Here is a 26,465-nt window from a genome sequence, read left to right on the forward strand (position 1 = left end):
GCCTGCCCAGATACTCAGCGCACCAGATACTCAGCGCAGCAGCACGACGACCGTCAGCAGGATACCGACCAGAGTCGTCCCCAGGGCCACGAAGGTCGCGATCCGACCACGACCGCTACCCCGACGCCAGGCCAGCGCGCCGCATCCGATCGCGATCAGCCCGGCCAGCGGAAAGAACAGGCCGAGCGCCGCGAACGTGAAGGCAATGATCCACAAAGCACGTGCGTCCGGCAGTTCGTCGACCGGTTCAAGCGCCGGATCGGCCTCCCACTCGACATCATCCTCCGCATGCGGAGGATCGTGGTCGGCCGCGGGTTCCTCCGCCGCGGGCGGGTTCGGGGCTGGGCCTTCTCCCGCCGGCCGCGAAACCGTTGCCCCGGAATCGGCACTGGTCTCGGCGGTGGCCTTGGTCATCGCACACTCCTCCTGGCCGCCGTGTCGGCGGTCTCCGCGACAGCGCTCGCGCCGCGCGTAAGTGACATCTCCCGGTCCCGGTTCCGGGGCGTGCCCCAGAGCCTGACGTACTTTGTGCCCGCTGTCGCGATTCGACGCGAGAAGTGAATCGGACCGGCACCCACGATCACCCGAAGGCGCTACCGCATGTGAACCCGGTCGCACCCTCGGACAGATCGTCCGCCCCAGCCAGGGCGGGCTCCCGAGGCGGCCTCCCGAGGTCGGCTCGACGGAACCGGCCCCGGTGTCCAACGCCAGGAGCATCCGGGGCAGACTGGGGCGACGGCGTCGCGGCGGACCAGCCCGCGGGTGGGCCAGCGCATCCGGCCCCCGGATCTGCCCCGCGGCGGGCCTGGCGGGTCCGGCGCCCCGAAACCTCGCGGATCCGGAGACCAGACGTGACCGGCAGACCTGCCACTGGGCGACTCAGCCGCCCGATCGAACAGCTCGGCTCCGACCGCCGGCGGGTGATCGTTAGTCTGGGCGATCGCACCTATCCGGTCGACATCGGCGCGGGGGTGCGCGGCACGCTGCCAGACGTCGTCGCCCGCCTCGGCGCGCGTCGCGCGGTCATCGTCTCCGCCCGGCCATCCGAGGTCGTCCCCGATCCGGGGGTTCCCACGCTGCGGTTGGCGGCCCGCGACGGTGAGGCGGACAAGAGCCTGGCGAACGTCGAGGCGCTGTGCGGCCAGTTCGCCGGGTTCGGACTGACCCGATCCGACGTGGTCGTCTCCTGCGGCGGCGGGACGACCACCGATGTCGTCGGGCTCGCCGCCGCGCTCTACCACCGTGGCACCCCCGTCGTGCACCTGCCCACGTCCCTGCTCGCCCAGGTCGACGCGAGTGTCGGTGGCAAGACCGCGGTCAACCTGCCCGCCGGCAAGAACCTCGTCGGCGCGTACTGGCAGCCCAGCGCCGTCCTGTGTGACACCGAACTGCTGGCCACCCTGCCGCGGCGGGAATGGGTCAACGGCTACGGCGAGATCGCTCGCGCCCACTTCATCGGAGCGCCGGACCTGTTGGGTCGACCGGTCGCGGAGCAGATCGCGGCAAGCGTCGCGCTCAAGGCCGGCATCGTCGCCCGCGACGAGCGGGACACGAACCTGCGGCGCATCCTCAACTACGGGCACACTCTCGGCCACGCCCTGGAACGGGTCACCGACTACGCGATGCGCCACGGGGAGGCGGTGGCCGTCGGTACCGTCTTCGCCGGCCGTCTCGCCGGTACCCTTGGCCGCATCGACGCCGACCAGGTCGCGGAGCACCTGGAGGTCGTCCGTGGCTACGGGTTGCCGTGGGCCCTGCCCACCGGCATCGACCTGGACGCGCTCATCGCCGTCATGCGGTTGGACAAGAAGTCCGTCGGCACCGGGCTGACGTTCGTCCTGACCGGCCAGGACGGACCGCAGCTCGTCGGCGACATCGACGAGACGCATGTCCGCGCCACCCTCGCCGACATGCCCCGATCCGCCGCGTCATGAGCGTTCCCGTCGCCGACGTACCCGCGCAGACCGACGTACCCGCGCAGACCACCGGGCCGGGCACCGCCACCGGGCTCGGGCCGGCGCCGATGCCCACGGTCAGCGGCACCACGCGGCTGTATGTCGTCATCGGCGACCCGGTCACCCAGGTGCGGGCGCCGTCCCTGCTCAACCCGCTGTTCGCGCGGCTGGCCATCGACGCCGTGCTCGTCCCGGTCCAGGCCCGCCCGGAGGCGTTCGGCACCGTTCTGGCCGGGTTCGCCGCCACCGGCAACGTCGACGGCGTGTTCGTCACCATCCCGTACAAGGTAGCGGCCTACGAACTCGCCACCGAACGCAGCACCGCCGCCCAGATCAGCGGCAGCGCCAACGTGCTGCGTCGGCTGCCCGGAGGCGGCTGGGCAGCCGACAACTTCGACGGCGCCGGCTTCGTACGCGGTCTGGCCCGAACCGGTCAACCCCTGGAGGGGACGCGGGTCGCCCTGATGGGGGCGGGCGGTGCCGGCAGTGCGATCGCCGTCGCCCTGCTCGGCGCCGGCTGTCGCCAACTGGCCATTCACGACCCGGACCAGGCGAGATGCGCGGATCTGGTGGCCCGTCTCGACGTGCACTGGCCCGGACAGGTGACACGTGCCGTCCAACCCGCGTTGGCCGACGCGGATCTCGCTGTGAACGCGACCCCGCTCGGTCTGCGCCCCGACGACCCGCTGCCGTTCCCCCCGGAGACCCTGCCAGCCGGCGCGCTGGTGGCGGACATCATCATGAAGCCGGCCCGCACCAGGCTGCTCGACGCGGCCGGCGCGCTGGGGCTGCGCACCCATCCCGGCATTCCCATGCTGGCCGAGCAGGTGGACCTCTACCGGGAGTTCTTCGGCTTCACCGCCCCCGGCGGCGACGTCACCGCGTCAACCTGACCCAACCCCACCAGCTTCGCCCCCCACCAGCCCGGTTCCCGGACAGCCCGGTCCCCTGCCGTGAAAGGCGCGTCCCATGCCCATGCCCGCGTCCGCACCGACACCGGGGGTGCTCGGCATCGACATCGGGGGCACGAAGGTCGCGTTGCGCATCGAACCCAGCGGCGCCGACGGTGGCCCGGGCGGCGGCGCCGATGTCGCACCGGTGGAGTCGTCGTTTCCCTGGACGCCCGCCGCCAGCGTCCCGCGGGACCTGGCCGATCTCACCGACGGGGTCGCGGCGCTGCGGGCCCGGTGGAACGGCCCGCTCACCGCGGTCGGCGTCGCGATGCCCGCCACCGTCGATCCGGCTGGTCGGGTGACGACCTGGCCTGGCCGGCCGAGCTGGACCGGCCTGGACTTCGGGGCGGCGATGCGCGGGCTGGTGCCCGGGGCCCGCGTCGCCCACGCCGACGACGGTGACCTCGCCGCGCTCGCCGAGGCGGCCGCGGCCGACTGCCCCGATCTGGTCTACCTGGGCATCGGCACCGGGGTCGGCGGCGGGCTCGTGCTGGCCGGCCGGCCCTGCCCGCGCCCCGGCCACGGCTCGGCGGAGATCGGGCACATGCTGATCTCGGTGACCGGCGCGGTGTGCACATGTGGACGCCGCGGCTGCGTCCAGGCGACGGCCAGCGGCCCCGCCACCCTGCGTCGCGCCGCGGCCTACCGCGCCGCCACCACCACCGGCGTCAACGAGCCGGACGGCGGTGGCGGCGGTGAGCCGGCCGGCGTCCCGTTCGCCGAGCTGCGCGCGGGCTGGTTGGCGGAGGCCGGCTGGGCGGTTCGCGCGGTGCGGGAGAGCGCCCAGGCGGCGGCCGTGGCCGTGGTCAGCCTGACCGAGGTCCTGCATCCGAGGCTGGCGGTGGTCGGCGGCGGCTTCGCCGACGGCCTGCCGGGCTTCGCCGCCACGGTGGACGAGCAGGCCCGCGTCCTCGGTCGACCCGGGCATCCGCCGGCGCCGGTCCAGGCCGCTGTCCTCGGCGGACTGTCATCTCTGTCCGGCGCCCTGCTGCTGGCCCGCCAGGCCGACTGACCGCGGGGCGACGACCGGCGTGACCACAGTGGCGCCGCAGGCCGCGATAATCCCGGACGTGTCGATCTTCGTGGTCCTTCTACAGGGCCCACGGCGCAGTTCTGTCCGTTTCGTCCCTGTAGAAGGACTCGTCCGCTCCGCCAGGCCGCCAGCGGCGACGACCGCCCATGACAGCGATGTCGTCCCTGAGCATGCGTGGCCCTGCCCGGCGGCTAGTCGCCGGTGAGAATCCGTTCGCCCACCGAGGACGATGCCGCGGAGACGGGACGACGGTCACCACATCCGTGCGCGCCGCGGGCACCTCCGGTACGCCACCGCTCGACCGCGTCGGAGCCGGGACCGTCCCCGCCGGGATCGGGCTCGACTCACCGAGCAGGACCAGCAGGTCGGACGGCCGGTGCAGGACGGCATCCGGTGCGGCCGCGATCAGCTCCACACCGTCGGTCTCGCCCCACAGGGCCGCCGCGGCCATCACCCCGGCACCGCGGGCGCTGTCGAGGTCGGCGACCGCGTCCCCGATCATCACCGCCGTGCTCGCATCGGCGCCGAGCAGCGCCAGGGCGTGCAGGACGATGTCCGGTGCGGGCTTGGGCCGAGCGATCTCGTCCGAGCCGATGACATGGTCGAACAGGTCGAGCACACCGAGCACACCGAGCAGGTGACGGGCCCGCGACCCGGCCTTTCCGGTGGCGACGGCCAGCCCGTAGCCGCGTTCCCGCAGGGTGCGCAGCAGGTGCGCGACACCGTCGAACAGGACGACCTCGCTGGCGAGGCGGTAGCTCTCCCGGACGAAGGGCTCCTCCATCTCCAGCGGCAGATTCATGATCCGCATGATGTCGGGGAAGTAGCGGCCCAGGTGGCGCTCGTACTCCTCGAAGGGGGCCAGGCCGTCGCCGACGACCTCCGCGTAGGCGATCGTGAACGCCTGGCGCATCACGCCGAAGCTGTCCACCAGGACACCATCGAGATCGAAGATCACTGCCTGGCGTCGGACGACGACGGCCTGCCCGTTCTCACGTTCCGTTCCCACATGCCCCCCTTGGCTCACTGGACATCGGTGGTGGTGATGATGATGGCTGGGCGGAGCGTCATCGGCCCGCGGGGACGAGATCCGGCGCCTGGCGGGACACGCGTGCGCAGGCGTAGAACCGTTCGATCGCGGCGATCGTCGGACGGACCTCGGCGATCGCCCGACCACGGGAGGCCGGGTCGGCCAGCATCGCCGGCAGTTCGTCGAGCTGCCGGCGGTACTCGGCGCCGATCGGTTCGTCCGGCAGGGTCACCGGACTGGTCTGGCCGGTGCGGGTGAGGGTGAGCAGCGACCGGTCCTGCCGGTTCGGGCCGAACCCGAAGGTGCAGCGCAACGACACCGTGCCGCCCGTACCTTCGACGGTGATCGCGGTCAGGTCCCGCGCCTCGTGCGAGGCCCAGCTCGCCCGCAGCGCCACCGACGTGCCGTCCTCGGTGACCAGGAAGCCCCGCGCGGTGTCCTCCACGTCGCCACCGACCCGCGGCGGCTGCTCCGGCGCCGGCTGCCCGTCCGCGGGCTGGTCACCGTGTCGCCAGGCCGCCGCCCAGGCACCGTCGTTGACGAAGTCGTCCGACGTCGTCCCGATCACCTCGCGGAACCGGACGGCTCCGAGCAGCGGGGTGAGCGTGTCGAGCAGATGCCAGCCGAGGTCGACCAGCGCGCCACCACCGGACTGCTCGCGCCGGGTGAACCAGCCGCCGGCGTCGGGAATGCCCCGGGCCCGCACCCAGGCCAGATCGACGTGTCGGATGGCGCCGAGCGACGCCGCCACCTCGTAGAGCCGGCTCACGTCGGCCCGGTAGCGCGCGGCGCTGCCGGCCAGCAGCGTCGCGTCACCCGCCTGCTCCGCCGCTGCCAGCCGGTCGGCCTCCGCCGAGCTCAGGCACACCGGCTTCTCCAGGAACACCGGGATGCCCGCGGCCAGCAGCCGTTCGGCGATGTCGGCATGGCGGTTGTTGGGTACCGCCACCACGGCCAGGTCGGGCCGGGCGGGACCCGCCGCGGCCAGCTCGTCGACGTCGGCGAACACCGCCAGCTCCGCCGACCCGGACGCCCCACCGGCCGCGTCCGTGTCCTGCCCCGCGGGGGCGAGGTCCGTGGCGACGGCGGTGCGCGCGGCCGGGTCAGGATCGACGACTGCGGTCACCGCGAACCGTGGATGTTCCCGTAGCCGGGGCAGCCAGATCGAACGCCCAGCCCAACCCAGCCCGACGACGGCGACCCGCAGTGGCGCCGCGTCGAGGGACGGGTCGCTCGCCGCCGCGGAGGTCGCTGCGGTCACTGGGCCGCGATCACGTCGGCCACGACCGCTGCCACCTGGTGCATCTGCTCCTCGGTGCCGAGCAGGGTGCGGTGGTGCAGCCAGATGCCGTCCGCGCTGAGCGCCTCGGTGTTGGGGCAGCGGGCCGCCAGCTCGTCGACCGTGGTGTCCGGCGCGCCGGTCTCCCAGAAACCGTTCGACCGGTAGATCGACCGGAAGGCGGCGAAGGCCGGCAGGCCACGCTCGAGGAGCGCGTCGACGAGGGCGTTACGTCGGTCCTCACCCAGGCCCGGCACCCGGAACATCGCCATGTAGTGGGAGTTGCGGTCACAACGCTCGTCGCGGCTCTGCGGCACCACGCCGGGGATGGCCGCAAGTGCTTCGGCGAGTACCGGCCAACGCTGCTCACGGGTGTCGATCTGACCGGCCAGCCGACCGAGCTGGGCCCGCAGGACCGAGGCGGAGAACTCGTTGAGCCGGAAGTTCGAGCCGGAGGTCTGGTGGAAGTAGCGGCGGTCGGTGCGCGGCCGGCCACAGCTGTGCCGCAGGAACGCCAGCTCGAACAGCTCCGCGTCGGGGAAGGTCACCGCGCCGCCCTCGCCCGCGGTCATGAGCTTGCCGTTCTGGAAGCTGAACGCCGCCACCGAGCCGAGCTCGCCGACCTTGCGGCTCTGCCACTGGGTGCCGTGCGCGTGCGCGGCGTCCTGCAGCAGCGGGACGCCGGTGTCGGCCGACAGCTTGGCCAGCGCGTCCATGTCGGAGATCTGGCCGGCCATGTGCACCGGCATGATCGCCTTGGTGCGGCTGGTGACGGCCGCGGCGGCGGCCTGCGGGTCGATGCAGTAGGTGTCGAGGTCGACATCCACCGGCACGGCCACGGCGCCGAGGCGCTGCGCGGCCTGCGAGGACGAGATGAACGTGAACGCCGGGACGATGACCTCGGTGCCCGGGCCGACCCCGAGAACCTGCAGCGCCAGCTCGAGGGCGTGCGTGCCATTGGTGACGGCCAGCGCGTACTCGGCGCCGTGATAAGCACCGAATTCGCGTTCGAAGCTGTCAACCTCGCTGCCGCCCATGCGCCACCACTGGCCCTGCTCCAGAGCCCGGATCAGACCGTCGCGCTCCTCGTCGGAGTACTGCGGCCAAGCCGGCAGCTCCGGTGCGCGTAGCACTTCACCGCTCATGGTCCCTACCCTATACGAAAATCAATCCGCAACCAATAGCCCCGCTACGATCGGATGATCATGGGCGGCTGGGCCGCCGGGCCCGTCGCCGTCCACTGGGCTGGCCTTTCGTCGCCACGGTCCGCAGAGGCCTCAGCACGGCTGCGGTAGCCTCCGGGCCGGTGCCGGCCGCCGCGGCCGGTCGGGTCGGCAATGTGATGAGGAAACTGTGAGCACGCTGCTACTTCTGAACGGACCCAACCTCGGCATACTTGGTCGGCGGCAACCCGAGGTATACGGAACGGCAACCCTTGACGACATTGAATCCGCAGTCGGTGCACGGGTGGCCGAACGGGGATGGAAAGTACTCTCGATTCAGCGGGAATCCGAGGGCGAGCTCATCCATGCGATTCAGGAAAACTACGACTCGGTGGGCGCGATCGTCAATCCCGGTGCACTCATGATGTACGGCTGGAGCCTTCGGGACGCCCTGGCCAACTATCCCGCGCCGTGGATCGAGGTGCACCTTTCCAACGTCTGGGCGCGGGAGTCCTTCCGACACGAGTCGATTCTTTCCGCGCTGGCCAGTGGCGTCGTCGTCGGGCTGGGCGCCCTGGGCTACGAGCTCGCCGCGTCCGGGCAATCATTTATGAGACAACCACCAGCCGGATAGCTGCTATTCACCGCCGATGCCATGGACGCGAGGACCGACCGCGGCCCCATATAGGCGGGCATACAGCCCGTGCGCACCCCAGCCGTACCCGGCCCGACCGCGGGATGGCCGACATAAGAGACGCCTCCCGCGGCGCCGCGGTCCGCCACCCGCCGGATCACGGCCGGTGGATTCGTGACCGCCGACACAGTCGACTCACTTTGTTCATCGGCCCGGCCGGTAAACCTGACGGTCCGCCCGATCGCCATTCCGGACAATGGGCACTTTCTTCCGTCAGGCCGGCCGCGGACTCGGCCGGCGCCGGTGCCGACGCCTCACCCAGGCCGACGCCGGGACCGCCGACCCGGCGGTTATGCCGGACTGTCCTGAACCGCACCCCCATCGCCCCGCCACGGGAAGACCCGCGCCGCCGCCCACCCACCGGATACCGGCCGGCACGCGGCGAAGTGGCAGCGCACGATCCTGCCCGGGACGACACGTCGAGATGCGGGCGGCCACACTCCGCGCTCCGCGCGCCCGTCAGATCCCAGGCGGCGAGCGAACGATCGAGCGGACGGGCGGCGTGCCTGACCCACCCCGGACCTGTCAGTGCGGTCCGTTCAGCACGGTCCGTGCCTGGTCAGCGTGCCAAGGTGCCCCAGGTAGGAATCGGACCTACGGCCTACCGCTTAGGAGGCGGTCGCTCTATCCACTGAGCTACTGGGGCGGGCGGGGCGGGCAGCGATCGCTGGGCCCGGCCGGTGCCGATCGTACGACTACGACCGGCCCAGACGCCGGCAGGCCCGACAACACGAGGCCGGGACCAAGGGCACGCCGTGCCGGCCGTCCACCCGCCGGGCGTTGGTCCACGCGTCGCACCGCTGACCTCTCGGCGGCCGGAAGGTCAGCGGTGACCGGCGGCAGGCCGACCGTCAGCCGAACTGCTGGGCCATCTCGACGAGCTCCTTGCACTTCGGACAGATGGGAAACCGGGAAGGGTCCCGCACCGGCTCGAACTTGTAGCCGCACAGCGCCGTGACCCGTCCGCCCTCGATGGAGGCGCGGACGATCTCCTCACGGCGGGCGTAGTGGGAGTGGTCGTCGCCCTCGTCCGTCCTGGTGTCGGACGTCTCGGGTGCGATCTGAGTCGTGCTCATGAGGCGATTCTAGTGCCGAGCCCCGTCACGGCCGCCGGCCACCGGCGAGGTTTCGGGCCCACGGCCTACAGACACGGCACACGCGGGACACCTGGCCCTTGCGTGCTCCGGACGCGGCGTACTCTGGAGGGGACGAAGGAGAGCGGTGACTGGACTCATCGACAGTACCGAGATGTACCTCCGTACCTTGTACGAGCTGAGGGAAGAGGGCATCCCCCCGCTACGCGCGCGCCTTGTGGAGCGACTGCACGTCAGCGCGCCTGCCGCCAGCGAGTCGACCGCTCGCATGGCCAACGAGGGGCTGGTGTCCCTCGCCGACGATCGTACGGTTCAGTTCACCGAGAAGGGGTTGCAGCGAGCGACCGCGGTCATGCGCAAGCACCGCTTGGCCGAGCTCCTGCTCACCAAGGTCATCGGGCTCGACTGGGCGCTGGTGCACAACGAGGCCTGCCGCTGGGAGCACGTCATCTCCGACGAGGTCGAGGCGCGGCTCACCGTGCTGCTGGGTGACCCGAAGCGCTGCCCGTTCGGTAACGAGATCCCGCCCGCGCTCCACCCCGAGGCGGTGGTTCCGGGGATCGCTCCGGTCAGCCTGCTGACCACGGCCGACCGGGCACCCGCCGACGGCGGCCCGCCGGTCACGGTGAGCTGGATCTCCGAGCGGCTGCAGACCGACGAGTCCGCCATGCGTCGCCTGCAGGACGCGGCCATCGTGCCGGGCGCCCAGGTGCTGCCGGGCTCCCGCGGCGACCTCGTGCGCATCGTGAACCCCAACGGTCAGGCCGACGCGGAGATCAGCCGCAGCACCGCCGCACTGGTCTACGTCGACCGCTGAACCCGGGGGCCTGTCGGCCACTGGCTCCGCGAGGAGCGCAGGTCCGACAGGCCCAGTTCCGGGGCCGCCCGCCATCAGGTCAGGCGCCCGGACGCACGCCCCCCTGGAAACTCGGCCAGATCGGCTCCACCCGGACGACAGCGCCGGTGTGTGGGGCGTCGATCATCTGGTCGCCCCCCACGTAGATCCCCACGTGGTCCAGATCCTCGTTGAAGAAGACCAGGTCACCTGGCACCAGCTCGGCTCGGCCGACGCGCTTTCCCTCGTTCCACTGCGAACCGGTGTAGTGGCTCAACGACACCCCGGCCTTGCGCCACACCCACTGGGAGAGCCCGGAGCAGTCGAAGGTTCCGGGACCATCCGCGCCCCACACGTAGGGCTTGCCGAGCTGCGCGTAGGCCTCCTGGACCGCGACCGCGGCGCCGCCGCTGCCCAGTGGCGCCTGCGGGGGTGCGGCGGTGATCGGCGTGGCGGCGAAACTCCGGCCAGCGGTCGCCGCGATTCCCACGGCCTGCTGATAGCGGCTCTGCGCTTCCTGCGCCTGTCGGGCGAGGGCGGCCGCGGCGGCCGCGGCCGCGGCCTGGCGGGCTCGACGGGCCGCCTCGGCTCTGGCCAGGGCCTGCCGCTTGAGCTCGGCGTAGCGGGCCTGGAGCCGGTCCAACAGCTGACCTTGGGAATCGGCTGAGGCCTCGAGCGACTGCTTGCGCCGGCCGAGATCCGCGACGATCTCCTTCTTGTCCGCGAGGGCCGCGTCCGCGTCGTGGCGGGCCCCGGTGAGGTCGCGGCGCGCCAGGCGCAGGGACGTGTCGGCCAGACGCTGGCGGGTGGCCAGCGCGTTGACCGCGCCGACCCGGTCGAGGGCATGTTGCAGATCCCCGGTGAACAGCAGGGACAGCTCGCTGAAACCGCCGGCCCGACCGGCGGAGACGGCCAGACCCCGGTGCCGGTCCGAGGCCGCCCGCACCGCCTGGTCGGCGCGGACCACGCGGGCCGCCGCTGCCGCCGCGGCCTGCTCGGCGGCCGCGAGCCTGATCCGCTCGGCGTTGAACTGTTCGGCGGCCTGGGCCGCCTGCTGGGCCTGGGCGTCCAGTTCGGCGCTTGCCTCGTCGATCTCGGACTGGACTCCGGCCAGGTCGGTCGAGGAGCTCTCGGCCGGGTTCGCCCATGCCACGCCAGCCGAGCCCACCAGCGTGGTCGGGCCGGCCAGCAGGAGGCCGGTGAGCCCCAGCGCCACCGGCCAGGCCCCGCGAGCCGCATTGCTCTTAGCACGGTCCATCTGGGCATATGCCCCCGTCGGTGATGGTGTGAGCATTCTTGGAACAGCCGTTTTTGCTGGCCCTGGTATCGGCCGCACCACTTTGGTGGGGTCCGGGTCAACCGGGGGTGGAACCGGCGGTGGGACGTCGGGCCGTCCACCTCGGAAGGCGCGTGCGCGCCGGGTGGCGGCGTGAGAATGGCGGGCCTTGGGAAACGGTTCGCCAGCGGTATGCCAGCCCTCCGTAGGGACGCTGCTCACACCGCGGGACCGTAACTGTGGGCAGTTGTACAGTCACGGAAGAGCGCGAATCCGGGCGGAGAGTCTCCGCACCCCCACCGTAAAGCCGCCAAAACGGGCCACTAGGCGCCCAATTTAGCGAATTCACACGTCAGAAACAGCGGAGACACAGGTACGGAACAGATCCTGCCGAATCTTCGGCCCGAGGATCCGGGACAAGCGCAGCGTGGCGGGGGACCGGGTGAGCGCAGTCCGCGCAACGCGCGGGGGGACGACAGGAGAGACATGGAATTGAATTCGGGCGATACCGCGTGGATGCTCATAAGTTCCGCGATCGTGCTGTTCATGACGCCCGGGCTGGCATTTTTCTACGGCGGCATGGTCCGCGCGAAGAACGTCCTCGGCATGATCATGCAGAACTTCTTCGTCATCGGCATCATCACCCTCGTCTGGTCGCTTGTGGGCTTCAGCCTGGCGTTCGGCGAAGGTAACGGGTTCTGGGGCGGCTTCCACTTCACGGCGCTGCAGAACCTCAGCAGCGGGGACGGCGCCATCCCGTACGTGGTGTTCGTCGCCTTCCAGATGATGTTCGCGATCATCACTCCCGCGCTCATCACCGGTTCCATCGCCGACCGGATGAAGTTCAGCGCGTTCGCGGTGTTCGTGACCCTGTGGTCGCTGCTGGTCTACTCGCCCATCGCGCACTGGGTGTGGGCGACGAACGGCTGGCTGTACAAGCGCGGCGCGATGGACTTCGCCGGCGGCACGGTCGTCCACGCCAACGCCGGTATCGCGGCCATCGTGCTGGCCGTGGTGCTGGGCCGGCGGACCGGCTGGCCCAAGGGTGACTTCCGCCCGCACAACGTGCCCTTCGTCCTGCTCGGCACCGGCATCCTGTGGGTCGGCTGGTTCGGGTTCAACGCGGGTTCGGCGCTGGCGGCGAACAAGCTCGCCGGTTTCGCCCTGCTCAACACGCAGATCGCGACCGGTGTGGCCATCCTCGGCTGGCTCGCCGTCGAGCGGCTGCGTGACGGCAAGGCCACCACGCTCGGTGCGGCTTCCGGTGCGGTCGCCGGTCTGGTCGCCATCACGCCGGCCTGTGGTTTCGTCTCGCCGATGGGCTCGATCGCGGTCGGCGGTCTCGCCGGCGTCATCTGCGCCCTGGCCACCTCGATCAAGGGCAAGGTCGGCATCGACGACTCGCTCGACGTCGGCGCCGTCCACCTGGTCGGCGGTGTGCTCGGTGCGCTGCTGACCGGTCTGTTCGCCACGGTGGACACCAACTCGGCGGGCAAGGACGGCCTGTTCTACGGCGGCCCGTGGAGCGTCCTCGGTGAGCAGGCGCTCGCCGTCGGCGCGACGCTCGGTTACTCCGCCGCGGTCACGCTGATCATCGCGCTGGCGATCAAGTACACGATCGGTCTGCGGTTGAGCGACGATGACCAGGTCACCGGTATGGACGAGGCCCTGCACGGGGAGACGGCCTACCGTTACTCCTCCATCGGGGGCGGCGGCTCGCTGACCTCCTCCGTGACGCCGGTCAAGGTGCCCGAGGAGGCCCAGGCATGACCAAGCTCGTCACCGCCATCATCAAGCCGTTCAAGGTCGACGACGTCAAGGCCGCCCTGGAGAAGCTGGGCGTGCACGGCCTGACGATCTCCGAGGTCCAGGGCTACGGTCGACAGAAGGGCCACACCGAGGTCTACCGCGGTGCGGAGTACAAGGTCGACTTCGTACCGAAGATCAAGGTCGAGGTCGTGGTGGCGGACGAGTCCGCCGACGAGCTGGTCGCGGCGATCACCGCGGCCGCTCAGACCGGCAAGATCGGCGACGGCAAGGTCTGGGTCGTCCCGGTCGACTCGGTCGTGCGGGTCCGCACCGGGGAGCGCGGAAGCGACGCCCTGTAGACCGCGCGACGGCACCACAGGCAGCGCAAGGCACCACTCGCACCACGTGCAGCACCGGCACGAACAGCACATGTGGCGGCACCGCGTGAGATCTGACGCGGTGCCGCGCCATATGTCCGGCGAGTCCGGAACCTCCCGTCGGCCGAACGCACCGCGGGTGCGGAGGAGGACAGCCATGCCGGATCAGGACCGTCTGGAGATCCTGCGCGGTCGCCGCGACCCGCTGCCCGAGCAACGCGGCGCCGAGCTGCGCGGTCTGCTCACCGAGCTGGCCGACGATGTGCTCCGTGAGCTGCTGGGCGATCCCGGGCCCGGCATCGCCCTGCTGGCCGTCGGCGGCTACGGACGCTGCCAGCCGGCCTTCGGCAGCGACCTTGACCTGGTACTTCTGCACGACGGCAGCCGGTCGGACGTCAGCGCCGTCGCCGACGCCGTCTGGTACCCGCTGTGGGATGCCGGCATCGGCCTCGACCACAGCGTGCGCACCGTCGACGAGGCGATCGCGGTGGCCGACGACGACCTGAAGGCCGCCCTGGGGCTGCTCGACGTCCGCCAGATAGCCGGGGACGACGAGCTGGTCCGCACGCTGGCCCGCCGGGCCCGCGACCGGTGGCGCACCCGAGCCCCCAAGCGGCTGCCGGAGTTGGCCGCCGCCGTGGCCGAACGAGCCGACCAGCTCGGCGAGGTCGCGTTCCTGCTCGAACCCGATGTCAAGGAGTCCCGCGGCGGTCTGCGTGACGTCGCAGCCCTGCACGCCCTCGCCGCCGCCTGGGTCGCCGAGATCCCCTCCGCCCGGGTGCTGGCCGCCGCCGAGGTGCTGCTCGACGTCCGCGGTGAGATCCGCCGGATCAACGCCGGCCGCGCGCAGGACCGACTGCTGCTGCAGGACGGCACCGCGGTCGCCACCGCGCTGGGCTATCCGGACTCGATGGCGCTGGCGCACGCGGTCGCCGACGCCGGGCGGACCATCTCCTGGGCCTGGGACGCCACCTGGTACCGCACCGCGGCCGGCCTGCGCAGCACGTCCCGCTGGCGCAGTCGCCGGCCGGTCCGCCGCCCCCTCGACGAGGGTGTGGTCGAGCAGGACGGCGAGATCCAGCTCGCCCTGGACATCGATCCGACGAAGGACCCGGCGCTGGTCCTGCGCGTGGCCGCCGCCGCCGCCCGCACCGGAGTCCCGATGGGGCGCTTCGCCGTGGACCGGCTGGCCCGCGAGGCGCCGTCCATGCCGGACCCCTGGCCGCCGGCCGCGCGCGACTCGCTGGTCGCCCTGCTGGCCACCGGGCCGGCCGCGATCGGCGTTCTGGAGACCCTGGACCAGGTCGGCCTGCTGGTGCGTCTGCTGCCCGAGTGGGCCGCAGTACGCAGCCGTCCGCAGCGCAATCCCTACCATCGCTTCACCGTCGACCGGCATCTGATCGAGACGGCCGCACGCGCCGCCGCCTTCACCCGGGACGTGGACCGACCCGACCTGCTGCTGCTCGGCGCGTTGCTGCACGACATCGGCAAGGGCTATCCCGGCGACCACACCGACGCGGGCATCGAGCAGGTCCGCCGGATCGGGCCGCGGCTGGGCCTGCCCCCCGCGGACGTCGACGTCCTCATCGCCATGATCCGCCACCATCTGCTGCTCGGCGAGTCCGCCACCCGACGCGACATCGACGATCTCGCGACGATCCAGGCCGTGGCCGGCGCGGCGGGCAGCGAACGCATCCTCACCCTGCTGCACCTGCTGACCGAGGCGGACTCCCGGGCCACCGGGCCCACCGCCTGGAACGCCTGGAAGGCGCGGCTGATCGGGGATCTGGTGGCCCGAGCCCGGGCACTGCTCGGTGGACAGAGCGTCCCCTGCCCACCCCGGCTCGACGAACGCCAGCGTGCGCTGCTCGCGCTGACACCCGAGCACGTCATCCAGGTCAACCCCCTACCTGACGAGGGGATGTTCGAGATCGTGGTGGTCACCGACGACCAGGTCGGCCTGCTGGCCGTCACCGCCGGTGTGCTGGCACTCAACCGGCTCGACATACGCCGGGCCTCGGCCCGCAGCGCGGACGGTCGCGCCCTGCTGCAGGCCGCGGTCGCCACCCAGCACGGATATCTGCCCGAGCGGGACAAGCTGCTCGCCGACCTGCGGGCCGCCCTGGGCGGAACTCTGGACATCGCCCGCCGGCTGGCCGACCGGGAACGTGACTACGCCGGCGTGCGGCAGTGGACGACCCCCGGGCCGCCGCAGGTGAGCTTCGACGACCTGGGCACCGCCACGGTCGCGGAGGTGCGCGCCCCGGATCAGGCCGGAGTGCTGTTCCGCATCGTACGGGCGCTGTCCGAGCTGCGACTCGACGTCGGCACCGCCATCGTCGCCACCCTCGGCCTGGACGTCGTCGACGCCTTCTACCTGCGGGAGGCCGACGGCGGCCCGGTCACCGACCCGGCCCGCCAGGGCGAGATCGCCCGAGCGGTGCTGCGCGCGCTCGGCGCCGAGGTGGCCGCCGACGACGCCGATCTCGCCGGCATCGCCGACACCGCGGGCGCCGCGCCGGGGTTGTGATCCAGGCCGCGCCCGCCGACCGGTACCCACCCTGCCAGCACCGCCGTGCGGGACGCTATGATGAGCGAGCACGTTGGGAGGCTTCGCCTAGTCCGGTCTATGGCGCCGCACTGCTAATGCGGTTGGGGGCTTCAACCCCCTCCCGGGTTCAAATCCCGGAGCCTCCGCCCTTCGTCTCGCGGGCCAGGTCCGTCGTGGCCCGGCCCGCGATCGGCCTGATCGCCATCCAGGGCATCCGATGCTCCCACGGCCGCCGCCCGATCGGCTTCTCACCGGACCACGCACTGCGCCCCGCGTGTCATTCACGGCCATGAGAAACAGACACCGTCCTTTTTCCTGAGAAATTCCCACTCGATTCTCCCCCTGCGGGACATGGGTTTTTCCGTCTCGTCAACCATTCCTTCGGACGACTATTCGACTGCCGCCTGGGACTGCTCGACTGCCGCATGGAACTGCGCGGTGCGGCCGTTTTCAAGCGTACTCGAATGCACCGACATCTTCGCCGGCGGCAACCGGGACGGGCCGCCGTGCGGCGCGGGCGCCGGCCGCGCACCCGCGGTCCCACCTTGGCCTTCCTGGCCCGACCGCCGCTCTGACAGGCCAGTTGACGTGCACGGCCGCGGGTGGCACCGGGCACCTTCGCTCCGACCCGGCCGCTGCCGGGCATGTCGAAACCGCCCGGACCAGGCGGCCCGCTCCAGCGAGTGACGCGCTTCTTCGGCCGCGTTCAGCCGCATTCTTACGACCATTTCCTCGAGTTCATACACAGGGCGTCGCAGGCGCTGGCCAGGCCGGCTTTTCTGGTCGTACTGTCCGGCACATGCAGATCGCGTTCACCGCTGTCGACGCCCGCCAGGGGCGTCCGGTCGATGTTCTGCTGCGCGCCGATGCTCGCACTCCGCTACGCGAACTGGCCCACGCTCTCAGCACCGTGCTGCGCCTCGCACCGGCCGGGGCGGTCGCCTGTCCACGTCTGACCCTCACCGGCCATCCCTGGCCACTCGATCCGGCGCAGCGCCTTGGCGCGTCGCCGTTGCGGGATGGCGCCGTACTGGTGCTGGGAGCGCCGGCTCCCCACCGGGCCCCGGGAACGGGTCTGGTCGATCTCGAGGTGAGCGCCGGTATCGGCGCCGGTGTCATCCATCCGCTGGCGATCGGCGAACATCGCCTCGGCAGCACACCGCTCGGCCTGGTCAGGCTGAACGATCCGGGAGCGCGGCCGCTCGCCGTCGTACGGGTCACCCCCGATGGCGGTTGCCGGGTACGTCCACATCGCCAGGTTCGCGTCACCTACCCCAGCCGCGGTGAGCCGCAAGGCTCGGTCCTCGCCACGATCGAGTCCTCCGCCTGCACCCTGCGCCTGGTCCGACCCCAGGCGCAGGCTCTGGCATCCCGCGCGCGGGCCGACGGCACCGGGTCGACGGGTGTGCATCGGGCGCCACGCATCCGTCCGCGGCAGGAGGTCCGCAGCTTTCGGCTACCCGCCGCGCCCACCCGACCGCGACCAGCACCGATCCCCGTCATCGCCGCCGTGCTGCCGATGCTGGCGGCCGCCGCGGTGGCGTTGGTGCTGGACTCGCCCACACTGCTGATGTTCGCCGCGCTCGGACCGGTCAGCATGGTGGCATCCGTCCTGAGCTCCCGTCGTCGGGACAGCCGCACCTACCGCCGGGAGCGGCAGGCCCACCGGCGCGGCACGGCCGAGATCAACCGGGCGGCGCGGGCGGCGCTGCGTGCGGAGCAGGAACGTCGACACGCCGACCATCCCGGCCCAGCGGAGCTGTTCACCACCGCCTGGCACCAGGACGAACGGCTGTGGCGGCGCCGCCGCGACGACCCGGACTATCTCCACCTTCGACTGGGCGTCGCCACACAGCCCAGCCTGGTGGAGATCGCCGGTGCCGCCGCGGGCGAACCCGCGGTACGGCTGCGCGCACCTCTGCCCGCGCTGCTCGAGATGGCGTCGCTGGGAGTCGCCGGTCTGGCCGGAGCGGAACCGGTGACCCGCGCGCTCGGTTCGTGGCTGGTCGCGCAGGCAGCGGTCCTGCACAGCCCGGCGGACCTGGCCATCTGGGTGCTGGTCGCGGAGCCCGCCGACGCGCCGGCCTGGTCGTGGATTCGCTGGCTGCCGCACTGCCACCGGGCTGATGCCACCGCCGCGGCCGGCAACGGTGCCAGTGTCGGCGCGGCGATGCTGCGGTTCGCCGTGGGACGTGAGGCCTGCGTCTCCTCGGTGCGTGAGCTGCGTTCGCTCGCCGAGGGGCGCGGCGACCTCCCGGCGGGCCAGACCCGCCCGGGCCCGGAGATCCTGGTCATCCTGGACGGCGCCCGGGCGCTGCACACGGTGCCTGGGCTGCGTGCGCTGCTGCACGCGGGTCCGGCGGCGGGCGTTGTCCTGGTGTGTCTCGAACGGGAGAGCCGTCATCTGCCCGCGCAGTGCCGAGCCGTCGTCGAGGCGACCGAAGATCGCCTGGTCCTTCGGCTGGATCAGGGCCCGACGACCGCCGACGTGCGGTCCGACCTGGTCGGGCCGGTCGGTGTGCCGGCAGGGTCGGGCGAGCTTGCCGGCACGATCCGTTGGTGCGAGTCCACCGCACGGGCCCTCGCGCCGCTGCGTGACACCGACGCCGACGAGGGCGCTCTGCCAACCCGGGTGCACCTGGTGAACCTGGACGGCCTCGCCCAGGTGTCGGTGGCGGCGATCCAGCGTCGCTGGGCCCGCGGCCGGTCCGAGCCGACCGCGCCGGGTCAGATCAGACCAGGTCAGATCGGGCTGGGTCGGATCGGGTCCGTCCCCATCGGCGTCGCCGGTGGGGAGACCTTCAGGCTGAGTCTGCCCGAGGACGGCCCGCACGGCCTCATCGCCGGGACCACCGGTGCGGGCAAGTCGGAACTGCTACAGACGATCATCATCGCGCACGCGGCGACCTACCGGCCCGACGAGCTGGTGTTCGTACTGGTCGACTACAAGGGCGGCGCCGCGTTCGCCGAGTGCGCGACCCTGCCCCACACCGTGGGTCTGGTCACCGATCTTGATCCACATCTGGTCCGCCGTGCGTTGACGTCGCTGGCGGCCGAACTGCGCCGGCGCGAGACGTTGCTGGCCGAGTACGCGGCCAAGGACCTCGACGCCCTGGCCCGCCAGCCCGGCCGGCTGGCCGCCGGCGTGGTTCCACCCCGTCTGGTGCTCGTCGTCGACGAGTTCGCGACGCTGGCCCGTGAACTGCCCGACTTCGTGGCCGGTCTGGTCAACCTGGCACAGCGCGGCCGGTCGCTGGGTCTGCATCTGCTGCTGGCCACGCAACGACCGAGTGGCGTGGTCTCACCCGAGATCCGGGCCAACACCAACCTGCGGATCGCCCTGCGGGTCACGGACGCGCACGAGAGCGACGACGTGGTGGGCCGGCCCGACGCGGCCCTGATCGGCCGGGCCACGCCGGGCCGGGCGGTGATCCGGACCGGTCCTGGGCGGGTGCACCTCGTGCAGACCGCCTGGGTCGGCGACATCGCCGGGCGGTCCGACGCCGCCGGGCGAGGACCGGGAGTCGGCCTGCCCGCACCCGAGATCGTCGAGCTGCCCTGGCCCTGGCGCGGTCACGGCGATGCCCGCCCCGGTGAGCGCACCCGCCCGGATTCGGCCGGTGCCGCCGGAGCGAGCGGTGCTATCGGAGCGAGCGGTCCCGCCCGATCCGATGATCCGGCGACCGGCCCCACCGATCTGACGGTCCTGGCCCGAGCCGTGCGCCTGGCCGCCGAGGGCCTGCGGATTCCCGCGCCGCGCAGCCCCTGGCTCGCACCGCTCCCGCAACGGCTCACCCTCCCCCTGTCATCCGCCCCGTCGCAGTCGCGGTCGCGCCACGGCGTCCGGCCCGGCCCGGAGGCCAAGGCTGAGGCGGCGGCTCTCCCGGCGGTGCACGTCGGGCTGGCCGACCACTGCGCCCGACAACTGCAACTGCCGTTCACGACCGATGTCGAGAACGGTGGTCACCTGCTGGTCGTGGGCGCGCCTCGATCGGGTCGTTCGACGGTGCTGCGCGCCATCGCCGGTTCGATCGGCGCCACGTTGTCCCCGCGCGACGTCCACCTGTACGGCCTTGATTTCGGGGGTGCCGCGCTGCGCGGTCTGGCGGATCTGCCGCACACCGGTGCCGTGGTCGACCGCGGCGACCCCGACCGGGTCAGCCGGCTCCTGCGGCGGCTGACGGACCTCGTCGACGGGCGACGCCGCCAGTTCGCCGCCGAGGGCGCCGCGGACCTGCGCGAGGCACGCCGGCTGGGCGAGGCCCACACCGCACCCCCGTACCTGGTCGTGCTCGTCGACGGGCTGGAGGGTTTTCTGAGCGACTTCGAGGATCTCGACGGCGGCGACACCGTCGATCTTCTGCTGCACCTGCTGCGGGAAGGGCCGGCGGCCGGCGTCACGGTGGTCCTCACCGCGGACCGTAGAGGTCTGACCGGACGGTTCGCCGCTCTCGTGCCCGAACGGCTCGTGCTGCGCATGACGGATCCCGCGGATGCCGCTCTCGCCGGAATCCCGGTGGCGGACCTTCCCCAGGACCAGCCGCCGGGCCGGGGTGTCGTGGTGGGCGGCCGGTTTCCCGATCCGGTCGAGGTGCAGGTGGGCCTGCTCGATCCGGATCCGGCCGGGCGTGCGCAGGTGGCCGCGCTACGCGCGATCGCTCGCCGCGGGCACCGCACCGACAGCGGCTCCCCCTGGCCCGCTACCCCTGCGCGTCGAGGCGCTGCCGGAGCGGATCACCCGGGCCCAGCTGGTCGCGGCTCCGCCCGGCCGACTGGAGCCGCTGGCCGCGGTACCGCTCGGAGTCGGCGGTGACGACCTCGACGTCATCACCGTCGATCTTGCTGGTAACCCCGGGTTCGTCATCGGCGGCCCACCGCGGTCCGGGCGCAGTTCGGTCCTGATGACCTTCGCGCTGGTCCTGCTGGCCCGCGCGGTGGCGATGGTGGTGGTGGCACCGCGGCCCTCGCCGCTGCGTGACCTGCGCGGCCAGCCGGGAGTGACCGTCCTCGCCGACGCCGAACTGCGGGATCCGAGCAGGCCACAGCACACGTGTGGGCCACCGTGGGCGCTCGGGCAGCCGGCTGGTCGCCCGGTGGCGGTGCTGGTGGACGACGCCGAACTGGTAGCGGAGCCGGTGGCCGGCGCCCTCGCGGAGCACTGGCGGCACGGCCGGGGCAGCACCGGGCCGTTCCTGCTGGCCGGGCTGACCGAGGATCTGCTGCTCCAGTACCGGGGGTTCGCGGTCGACCTTCGCCGAGAAGGGCACGGGCTGCTGCTGGCGCCGCGGCGAACCACTGACGGTGATCTGCTCGGCGTCCGGTTGCCGCGGGCCCGGTCCGGTCCCAGCCCGCCCGGCCGCGGGCTGCTCGTCCAGCACGGCCGGCTGCTACCCGTCCAGATCGCCGGCCCTGACGACTCGTCTCCCCCCGGTGGGCATCCGCCCCCGACCTGAAGGGAAACCGTATGCGGACCGTCACCACCCCGACCGCCATGCAGGCCGCGTCCCGGATGAGCCAGACGTTGCCCGAGTTGCAGCGCACGGCCACGGACCTGATCGGTCACGGCTCCACGCTGGCCGATCCACGCAACTGGGAGGGGCCCAAGGCGCAGCTCTTTCGAGGCCAGATCTGGCCGGAGGTGCAGCGTGCGCTGACCGACCTGCACCTGAACCTGACCGAGCTCGCGCATGGCATCGCCGAGATCAACCGCAGGACCGCCGAAGCCGGCAGCTGATCGCCTGGCCGGATCGGCGCCATCCCGCGACCCGTCCCCGCCTCCCCCGTGTCATCCGCCGCCGCGCGGGTCCAACCCACGCCGAACATCCGAGGAGCGACCATGACCTCGATTGACATCACCGTCCGTAGTACTCCGGAAGCGGTAGCCGCCGTCTCCGATCTCGCTTCGATCGTCAACGGCCCCCTGCTGGGCCATTTCGACGAGCTGCGCTCGATCGCCAGAAGCCTCACCGACCCCGAAAGCTGGGACGGCCGGGCCGCGACCGACTTCCGAACGAACATCTGGCCTGGTTACGAACGCACCCTGACGGATCTGCACGCCCAGCTCGACCAGCTGCGCGCCCGGCTCGCCGAGATCCAGAACGAGATCCAGAACGCCGGATGAGCCGCGCACCCGCCCCGGTCAGCCGCGCAGGACGGGCAGGAGCAGCCCGATCGCCCCCATCCGGCCGAGCTGCAGGCCTTCCCGGTTGGTACGCACGACCACCTCGCCGACATCCATCTGCAGCAGCGCCCAGCCGGCGTCCAGATCCAGCAGATCATCCGTCGGGTGCCGTTGGGCGAAATGGACGGCCGCGACATGCCGGTCCGCGCTGGACAGCAGGGACACCCAGCCGCCGAAGGCCACCGAGACCCAGCGGCGGGTGTCCGGTGCCCACCCGCACAGGTTCAGCCGCGCGGCGAGTTCCCGCTGGGCGAGACCGGCCACGAACGTGCGCGGGGCCAGCAGCACCACCCGGGCGCCGACGGTGGGCGTCAGCCGGCCGGCGATGTCCGGGGCACTCGGCGACTCCGTCTCGATCTCCCGTTCCCTCGACGCGCTCGATCCGGCGACGGGATGGGCCGGCGAGACACCCGAGCCCAGCCAGGGAGCGGTCACGGGATCGCTGGGTGCGCTCGAAGGTGACGGCACCACTTGGGTGGTGAAGCGCAGACCATGGGCGACGCGGCCGTCCCACCCCGCCAGGCTGGCATAAGGCGCGTTTGCGATCAACGCCATAGCCGCTTCGACCGCGCCCGTACCGCCGCGTCGCCGCTGCTCCGCCATCCGAGGCCTCCGTCTCGACCTATAGTTGAGCCAGCCACTTAGGTTTGCCTAACTTAACGGAGGAGACGGAAATGCGCCACCAGTCCGTGACCACGCCGAGTCGGAAACCTGGCCTGTCCCGCGTCGACACCAGCACGCGCCACCGCAACCGGCACACGCCGGCCGGCTTCGGCCACGAGCCGCGACCGTCCTAGGTGAGCCCCTACCGGGAACACCTGCGCGAGAAGCAGCAGCTGTGCCTGCCGTACCGGATCACGGACAGCGCGTGGAACGACCGGGTCAGCTCGTCCAGCCCGGCGACACGGTGACCGTCACGACCCGCAGCCGCGCCATCCCCGCCTTCCGGATGCTCTCCGACGAGCCGGCACCAGCCGCGGCCGTCATCACGCCGCCCCATCTGGAGGTCCGTCACCACGACCTCGCAGTGATCGTCAGCCGTCGACCCCGACGCCGCGAGATCCCCGTCGCCTGCGACGGGGATCTCGCGGTGGAGTACCTCGCCCGCTGAGCCCCCGCCAACACCGACCGTCAGATACACAAGAACAGTTACTCAGAGCGACAAAAGCCAGGTCCGGATATCCACCGACTCTGGAATGGCTTCCCACCGTGCGTTCATACCGCCGTATCCGTCACCCTGTCGTTCCCGCAGCGCGACCGCACTGATACGGTCACGGCGGGTTTGTCCGCCCGGAACTGACCGACACCGACCGGCACCGGTGGACGCAGCCTGCGAGGAGGCCCGCGTGCACTCGGAGCCCTTCGTGTCCATCAGCTGGGCAATTGCGGTCGATCGTCACAGGACGGCCGAAGAACGCGCGTTTCGCACCGGATGCCGGTCTGGCCGACCTAGCATGAGCGCCACGTGGCGTGCCCCGCGGCTTCCTGGCGACCGCCACCCGGCACGCTCGTCCGCCCGGCCCTGTACCTGATCGGGGGCGATCCATGTCGACCACCTCGTTTTCGTCGGCTCCGCCGCCGGCAACGCCACCACCGGGCGGTCCGGCGCCGGACGACCGGTCCGTGGGCGCCGGCGGGGTGCCGTCCCGACAGTCACTGCCCGCCGTCGACCCGCAGGTACGTGCCCGGCAGCGGCGGCGATCACGACCATTGTCCTCGCGGTGGTGGGCGTGCCGGTGCTGCTCATCGTGCTGCTCGGCCCGCCGGTCGGTCAGGGCGGCGGCACCGGGCCGATCGTGCGGGCCGTCGTGTCGTTGCTGCTGTGGGCGGCCTGGGTGCATTTCCTCGCCTGCCTGTTCGCGGAATGGCGCGCCGAGGTACGGGGCAGCGCGCTCGCACCCCGCATACCGTGCGGCGGTGTTCCACAGGCCGTCGCCCGCCGGCTGGTGCTCACCGCCCTGCTGCTGTCGGGTACGACCGCCCTGGTCGTGCCCGTCACGTACAGCCAGGCAAGCGGTGCCCGGCCGCGTCCGGCCAGCTATCCGTCGCCGCCCGCGGCTCCCCAGCTGAGTGCCGCGCCGGCCGCGTTCGGGCCAGGCCAGCAGGCTGCCGCACCGCAGCTCGCGCCGGGCCGGACAGCCCGGGCAGGCCGGGCAGCCCGGGCAGGCCGGGCAGCCGCCGTGGCACTCGCGGTCGGCGGCGACCGGCGAGGCCGAGCTCCGGTCGCAGCGTCCTGGTCTGCTGCCCGGTCCCTACGATCCGCCGCCCGTTCCCCCGCGTCCCGGTGGCACGCCGCCGAACGAGGCGCCCGCGTGGCTCGGCCCCGCCAGCCCCGGCCACGGCATCGATCCCGACGTCCACGCCAATGACGATGTCAATGTCGGCGCCGATGACACCTACGATGATGACACCTACGATCCCGATGACACCTACGATGCCGACGATGTCGATGTCGATGACATCGACGATGCCGCCCCGGTCGCTGCGACCTGGCCGTGGTCAGGTGACGCACCGGCCGCTGAGCTGCCCGATCACGGCGCGGGTACCTTCGACGGCGCCGGCATCGGGGCGAACGCCGGGCCCGGTCGCCCGGAGCTGACCAGTCCGATCGTGGACGACCACCAGGGCCTCGTGCCCGGCGAGCGGGTCGTCAAGCTCTACGAGGTGCGTCCGGCCGGGGGGCGCCACCACGACACGCTGTGGGGCATCGCTCAGCGCTTTCTCGGTGACGGCCTGCGCTACCGGGAGATCTTCGATCTCAATGAGGGCCGCACCCAGCCGGACAGCCGGACCCTGTCCAAGCCCTCGCTCATCCATGCCGGCTGGGTTCTGCTGCTGCCGGCGGACGCCCAGGGCGACGGACTACGCGTGCTACGCATGTCGCAGATCACCGGCGGCTGGCCCGCGGACGTCGGCCGCGACGTTGACCTGGCCGACGAGTACGACGAGGACGAGGACGAATACGAGGACGACGAGGACGACGACGGGGACGACTATCCCGACGGTGACCACGACCGTTCCACCGTCGGCGAGTCCCACCACGAGGACCGTGGTGAGCGTGGCTTCGGCCAGGGCGGCGAGATGCGGGTGGCCGAGGATCACGGCGGTCACGTCGATCGACCGCTGACGGCCGCCGCGCTGGTTCCGGCGCAGGAGTTCGTCGGGGTGGCCGCGGCCGGTCTGCTCGCCGCCGGTGTTCTCGCGGCGCTGGCCCACCGGCGCAACGAATCGGGATCCGACGCGTCGGCGTCGAATCCGGCCGAGGACGCCCTGGTGCTGGCCGCCGACCGCGAGGCCGCGCACTTCGTCGACCGGGCGCTGCGAGCCCTCGCCGTCAGTCTCACGGCGCAGCAGCGCCTGCTCCCCCCGGTCTACGCCGCCATCCTCACCGACCAGATGCTGGTCCTGCACATGGCGCCCGCCGAGCCGAACCCGCCGCCGCCGCCCTGGTTCGCCGCCGACGGTCCCGGATCATGGTGGATCGACCGGTCCGTCGCGCTGATCGGCGACCCGGACCAGCCCAGCGAGGCGGACCTGGACGCGGCCGAGATACCGGCGCCCTACCCAGCCCTGGTCACCTTCGGTCACGACGATTCCGGCTCGCGCATCCTGGTGGACCTCGAGGGCGCCCCGGGCGTCATCAGCCTGCTCGGCGACCGGCCGGTGGCTCTCCAGGTGGCGATCACTGTCGCGCTGGAACTGGCCACCAACATCTGGTCCGACGACCTGAGGGTCTGCCTCATCGGCTTTCCGCCGGAGGCCGCCGTCAACGAACTGCTGGCCATCGCACCGGACCGGCTGTGGACCGCCGACAGCGTGGCGCGGGCGTTGGACGAGCTGTCGGGACCCGACGACGAGGAACCAGCCGCTCAGCTCGGCGACGCGGACTTTCCGTTGGAGGCGGGTCAACGCATCCCCGGAAACCCCGATGCGCTCGCCCCAGACCTGCTGATCCTCGCCGAACCGGTGGATTCGGCCAGCTCCGAACGGCTGCGCCGGATGGCCCGGGGACGTCGACATGCCATCGGTGTGCTCACCATCGGCGACACACCCATCGCGCAGTGGCGGTTCACGGTGGACGCGAACCGCCGGCTGTCCCTGGGTGTGCTCGGCGTCGATGTCTGGGCCCAGGCCCTCTGGCCGGCGGAGTACCTCGCGGTCGCCGACCTGTTCCGCCCCACCGACGCCGCCGGCCCCGCCGGCCCTGGCCCGATGAGCTCGCAGACCGCGCTGGTGTCGATACCCGCGCCGACTCCGGTACCGATGCCGGTACCGCTGCCGGCCGACGAGATCAC

The 26,465-nt window shown here is 72.0% G+C and carries 20 protein-coding genes, 2 tRNA genes and 1 pseudogene; 15 read left to right on the plus strand and 8 right to left on the minus strand.

Going from position 1 to position 26,465, the window contains the following annotated elements:
- Positions 1 to 30 precede the first annotated feature (30 nt).
- Positions 31 to 414, minus strand: a complete 384-nt coding sequence (locus tag G6R24_RS05960) for a hypothetical protein (RefSeq protein ID WP_163548166.1) — start codon at positions 412 to 414, stop codon at positions 31 to 33.
- Positions 415 to 851: 437 nt separating this feature from the next.
- Here G6R24_RS05960 and G6R24_RS05965 point away from each other — a divergent pair, with 437 nt between their 5' ends.
- The 3 genes from G6R24_RS05965 to G6R24_RS05975 all read left to right on the plus strand — a co-directional run bounded on the left by G6R24_RS05965 (position 852) and on the right by G6R24_RS05975 (position 3,920).
- Positions 852 to 1,934, plus strand: coding sequence for a 3-dehydroquinate synthase (locus G6R24_RS05965; protein ID WP_175084251.1), 1,083 nt, complete (start codon positions 852 to 854; stop codon positions 1,932 to 1,934).
- The gene (locus tag G6R24_RS05970; RefSeq protein ID WP_338083864.1) at positions 1,931 to 2,848 is read left to right on the plus strand and encodes a shikimate dehydrogenase family protein; all 918 of its coding nucleotides are present in this window, start codon (positions 1,931 to 1,933) and stop codon (positions 2,846 to 2,848) included. Before G6R24_RS05965 ends, G6R24_RS05970 begins: the two co-directional genes overlap by 4 nt.
- Before the next feature lie 76 nt (positions 2,849 to 2,924).
- Entirely contained in the window at positions 2,925 to 3,920 is a 996-nt protein-coding gene (locus tag G6R24_RS05975; protein ID WP_338083863.1) for an ROK family protein, read from the plus strand.
- A gap of 364 nt (positions 3,921 to 4,284) precedes the next feature.
- On the opposite strand, the pseudogene G6R24_RS05980 reads toward G6R24_RS05975, so the two are convergent.
- The 3 genes and pseudogenes from G6R24_RS05980 to G6R24_RS05990 all read right to left on the minus strand — a co-directional run.
- A pseudogene (locus G6R24_RS05980) lies at positions 4,285 to 4,950 on the minus strand (HAD-IA family hydrolase); the annotation flags it as partial.
- A 58-nt stretch (positions 4,951 to 5,008) separates the two neighbouring features.
- A complete protein-coding gene (locus G6R24_RS05985; protein ID WP_225438172.1) occupies positions 5,009 to 6,232 on the minus strand; it encodes a Gfo/Idh/MocA family protein in 1,224 nt (407 codons plus the stop codon).
- The gene (locus tag G6R24_RS05990; RefSeq protein ID WP_163548167.1) at positions 6,229 to 7,395 is read right to left on the minus strand and encodes a DegT/DnrJ/EryC1/StrS family aminotransferase; all 1,167 of its coding nucleotides are present in this window, start codon (positions 7,393 to 7,395) and stop codon (positions 6,229 to 6,231) included. The genes G6R24_RS05985 and G6R24_RS05990 overlap by 4 nt, the downstream gene beginning before the upstream one ends.
- A 208-nt stretch (positions 7,396 to 7,603) precedes the next feature.
- On the opposite strand from G6R24_RS05990, the gene G6R24_RS05995 reads away from it, so the two are divergent.
- Positions 7,604 to 8,047: a type II 3-dehydroquinate dehydratase gene (locus tag G6R24_RS05995; protein WP_163548168.1), complete on the plus strand. Its 444-nt coding sequence runs from the start codon at positions 7,604 to 7,606 to the stop codon at positions 8,045 to 8,047.
- 633 nt (positions 8,048 to 8,680) lie between these two features.
- Here the strand turns inward: G6R24_RS05995 and G6R24_RS06000 are convergent.
- Both G6R24_RS06000 and G6R24_RS06005 read right to left on the minus strand, forming a co-directional pair.
- Positions 8,681 to 8,753, minus strand: a tRNA-Arg gene (locus tag G6R24_RS06000).
- 205 nt (positions 8,754 to 8,958) lie between these two features.
- Positions 8,959 to 9,183, minus strand: a complete 225-nt coding sequence (locus G6R24_RS06005) for a DUF3039 domain-containing protein (protein WP_011602139.1) — start codon at positions 9,181 to 9,183, stop codon at positions 8,959 to 8,961.
- Between the two features lie 145 nt (positions 9,184 to 9,328).
- Between G6R24_RS06005 and G6R24_RS06010 the strand changes: the two genes are divergently transcribed.
- Positions 9,329 to 10,018 carry a metal-dependent transcriptional regulator gene (locus G6R24_RS06010; protein WP_163548169.1) on the plus strand — a complete coding sequence of 230 codons (690 nt, stop codon included), beginning with the start codon at positions 9,329 to 9,331 and terminating at the stop codon, positions 10,016 to 10,018.
- A gap of 79 nt (positions 10,019 to 10,097) precedes the next feature.
- Here the strand turns inward: G6R24_RS06010 and G6R24_RS06015 are convergent, their stop codons facing one another.
- Positions 10,098 to 11,294, minus strand: coding sequence for a C40 family peptidase (locus tag G6R24_RS06015; protein ID WP_225438173.1), 1,197 nt, complete (start codon positions 11,292 to 11,294; stop codon positions 10,098 to 10,100).
- A gap of 534 nt (positions 11,295 to 11,828) precedes the next feature.
- On the opposite strand from G6R24_RS06015, the gene G6R24_RS06020 reads away from it, so the two are divergent.
- From G6R24_RS06020 to G6R24_RS06055, 8 genes are all read left to right on the plus strand, one after another.
- Positions 11,829 to 13,082 carry an ammonium transporter gene (locus G6R24_RS06020; protein ID WP_244957082.1) on the plus strand — a complete coding sequence of 418 codons (1,254 nt, stop codon included), beginning with the start codon at positions 11,829 to 11,831 and terminating at the stop codon, positions 13,080 to 13,082.
- On the plus strand, positions 13,079 to 13,420 hold the full coding sequence (locus tag G6R24_RS06025) for a P-II family nitrogen regulator (RefSeq protein ID WP_163548172.1): 342 nt from the start codon (positions 13,079 to 13,081) through the stop codon (positions 13,418 to 13,420). Before G6R24_RS06020 ends, G6R24_RS06025 begins: the two co-directional genes overlap by 4 nt.
- A gap of 175 nt (positions 13,421 to 13,595) precedes the next feature.
- A complete protein-coding gene (locus tag G6R24_RS06030; protein ID WP_163548173.1) occupies positions 13,596 to 15,968 on the plus strand; it encodes a [protein-PII] uridylyltransferase in 2,373 nt (790 codons plus the stop codon).
- A gap of 76 nt (positions 15,969 to 16,044) precedes the next feature.
- Positions 16,045 to 16,135: transfer RNA gene (locus tag G6R24_RS06035), tRNA-Ser, on the plus strand.
- 653 nt (positions 16,136 to 16,788) lie between these two features.
- Complete coding sequence (locus G6R24_RS06040; RefSeq protein WP_163548174.1) at positions 16,789 to 20,802, plus strand: FtsK/SpoIIIE domain-containing protein; 4,014 nt, start codon at positions 16,789 to 16,791, stop codon at positions 20,800 to 20,802.
- Positions 20,803 to 20,890: 88 nt separating this feature from the next.
- On the plus strand, positions 20,891 to 21,442 hold the full coding sequence (locus G6R24_RS06045; protein WP_163548175.1) for a hypothetical protein: 552 nt from the start codon (positions 20,891 to 20,893) through the stop codon (positions 21,440 to 21,442).
- An 11-nt stretch (positions 21,443 to 21,453) separates the two neighbouring features.
- A complete protein-coding gene (locus tag G6R24_RS06050; protein WP_163548176.1) occupies positions 21,454 to 21,723 on the plus strand; it encodes a pyrophosphorylase in 270 nt (89 codons plus the stop codon).
- 102 nt (positions 21,724 to 21,825) lie between these two features.
- Positions 21,826 to 22,110, plus strand: coding sequence for a hypothetical protein (locus G6R24_RS06055; protein ID WP_163548177.1), 285 nt, complete (start codon positions 21,826 to 21,828; stop codon positions 22,108 to 22,110).
- Positions 22,111 to 22,128: 18 nt separating this feature from the next.
- Here G6R24_RS06055 and G6R24_RS06060 read toward each other — a convergent pair whose 3' ends face one another.
- Positions 22,129 to 22,725: a hypothetical protein gene (locus G6R24_RS06060; RefSeq protein ID WP_225438174.1), complete on the minus strand. Its 597-nt coding sequence runs from the start codon at positions 22,723 to 22,725 to the stop codon at positions 22,129 to 22,131.
- 313 nt (positions 22,726 to 23,038) lie between these two features.
- Here G6R24_RS06060 and G6R24_RS06065 point away from each other — a divergent pair, with 313 nt between their 5' ends.
- Both G6R24_RS06065 and G6R24_RS06070 read left to right on the plus strand, forming a co-directional pair.
- Complete coding sequence (locus G6R24_RS06065; RefSeq protein WP_163548179.1) at positions 23,039 to 23,281, plus strand: hypothetical protein; 243 nt, start codon at positions 23,039 to 23,041, stop codon at positions 23,279 to 23,281.
- Positions 23,282 to 24,240: 959 nt separating this feature from the next.
- A partial coding sequence (locus G6R24_RS06070; protein WP_163548180.1) for a LysM peptidoglycan-binding domain-containing protein occupies positions 24,241 to 26,465 on the plus strand: 2,225 nt, incomplete at its 3' end.

Origin of the sequence: Candidatus Frankia nodulisporulans (assembly GCF_902806475.1) — a bacterium.
Classification (GTDB): Bacteria; Actinomycetota; Actinomycetes; order Frankiales; family Frankiaceae; genus Frankia; species Frankia umida.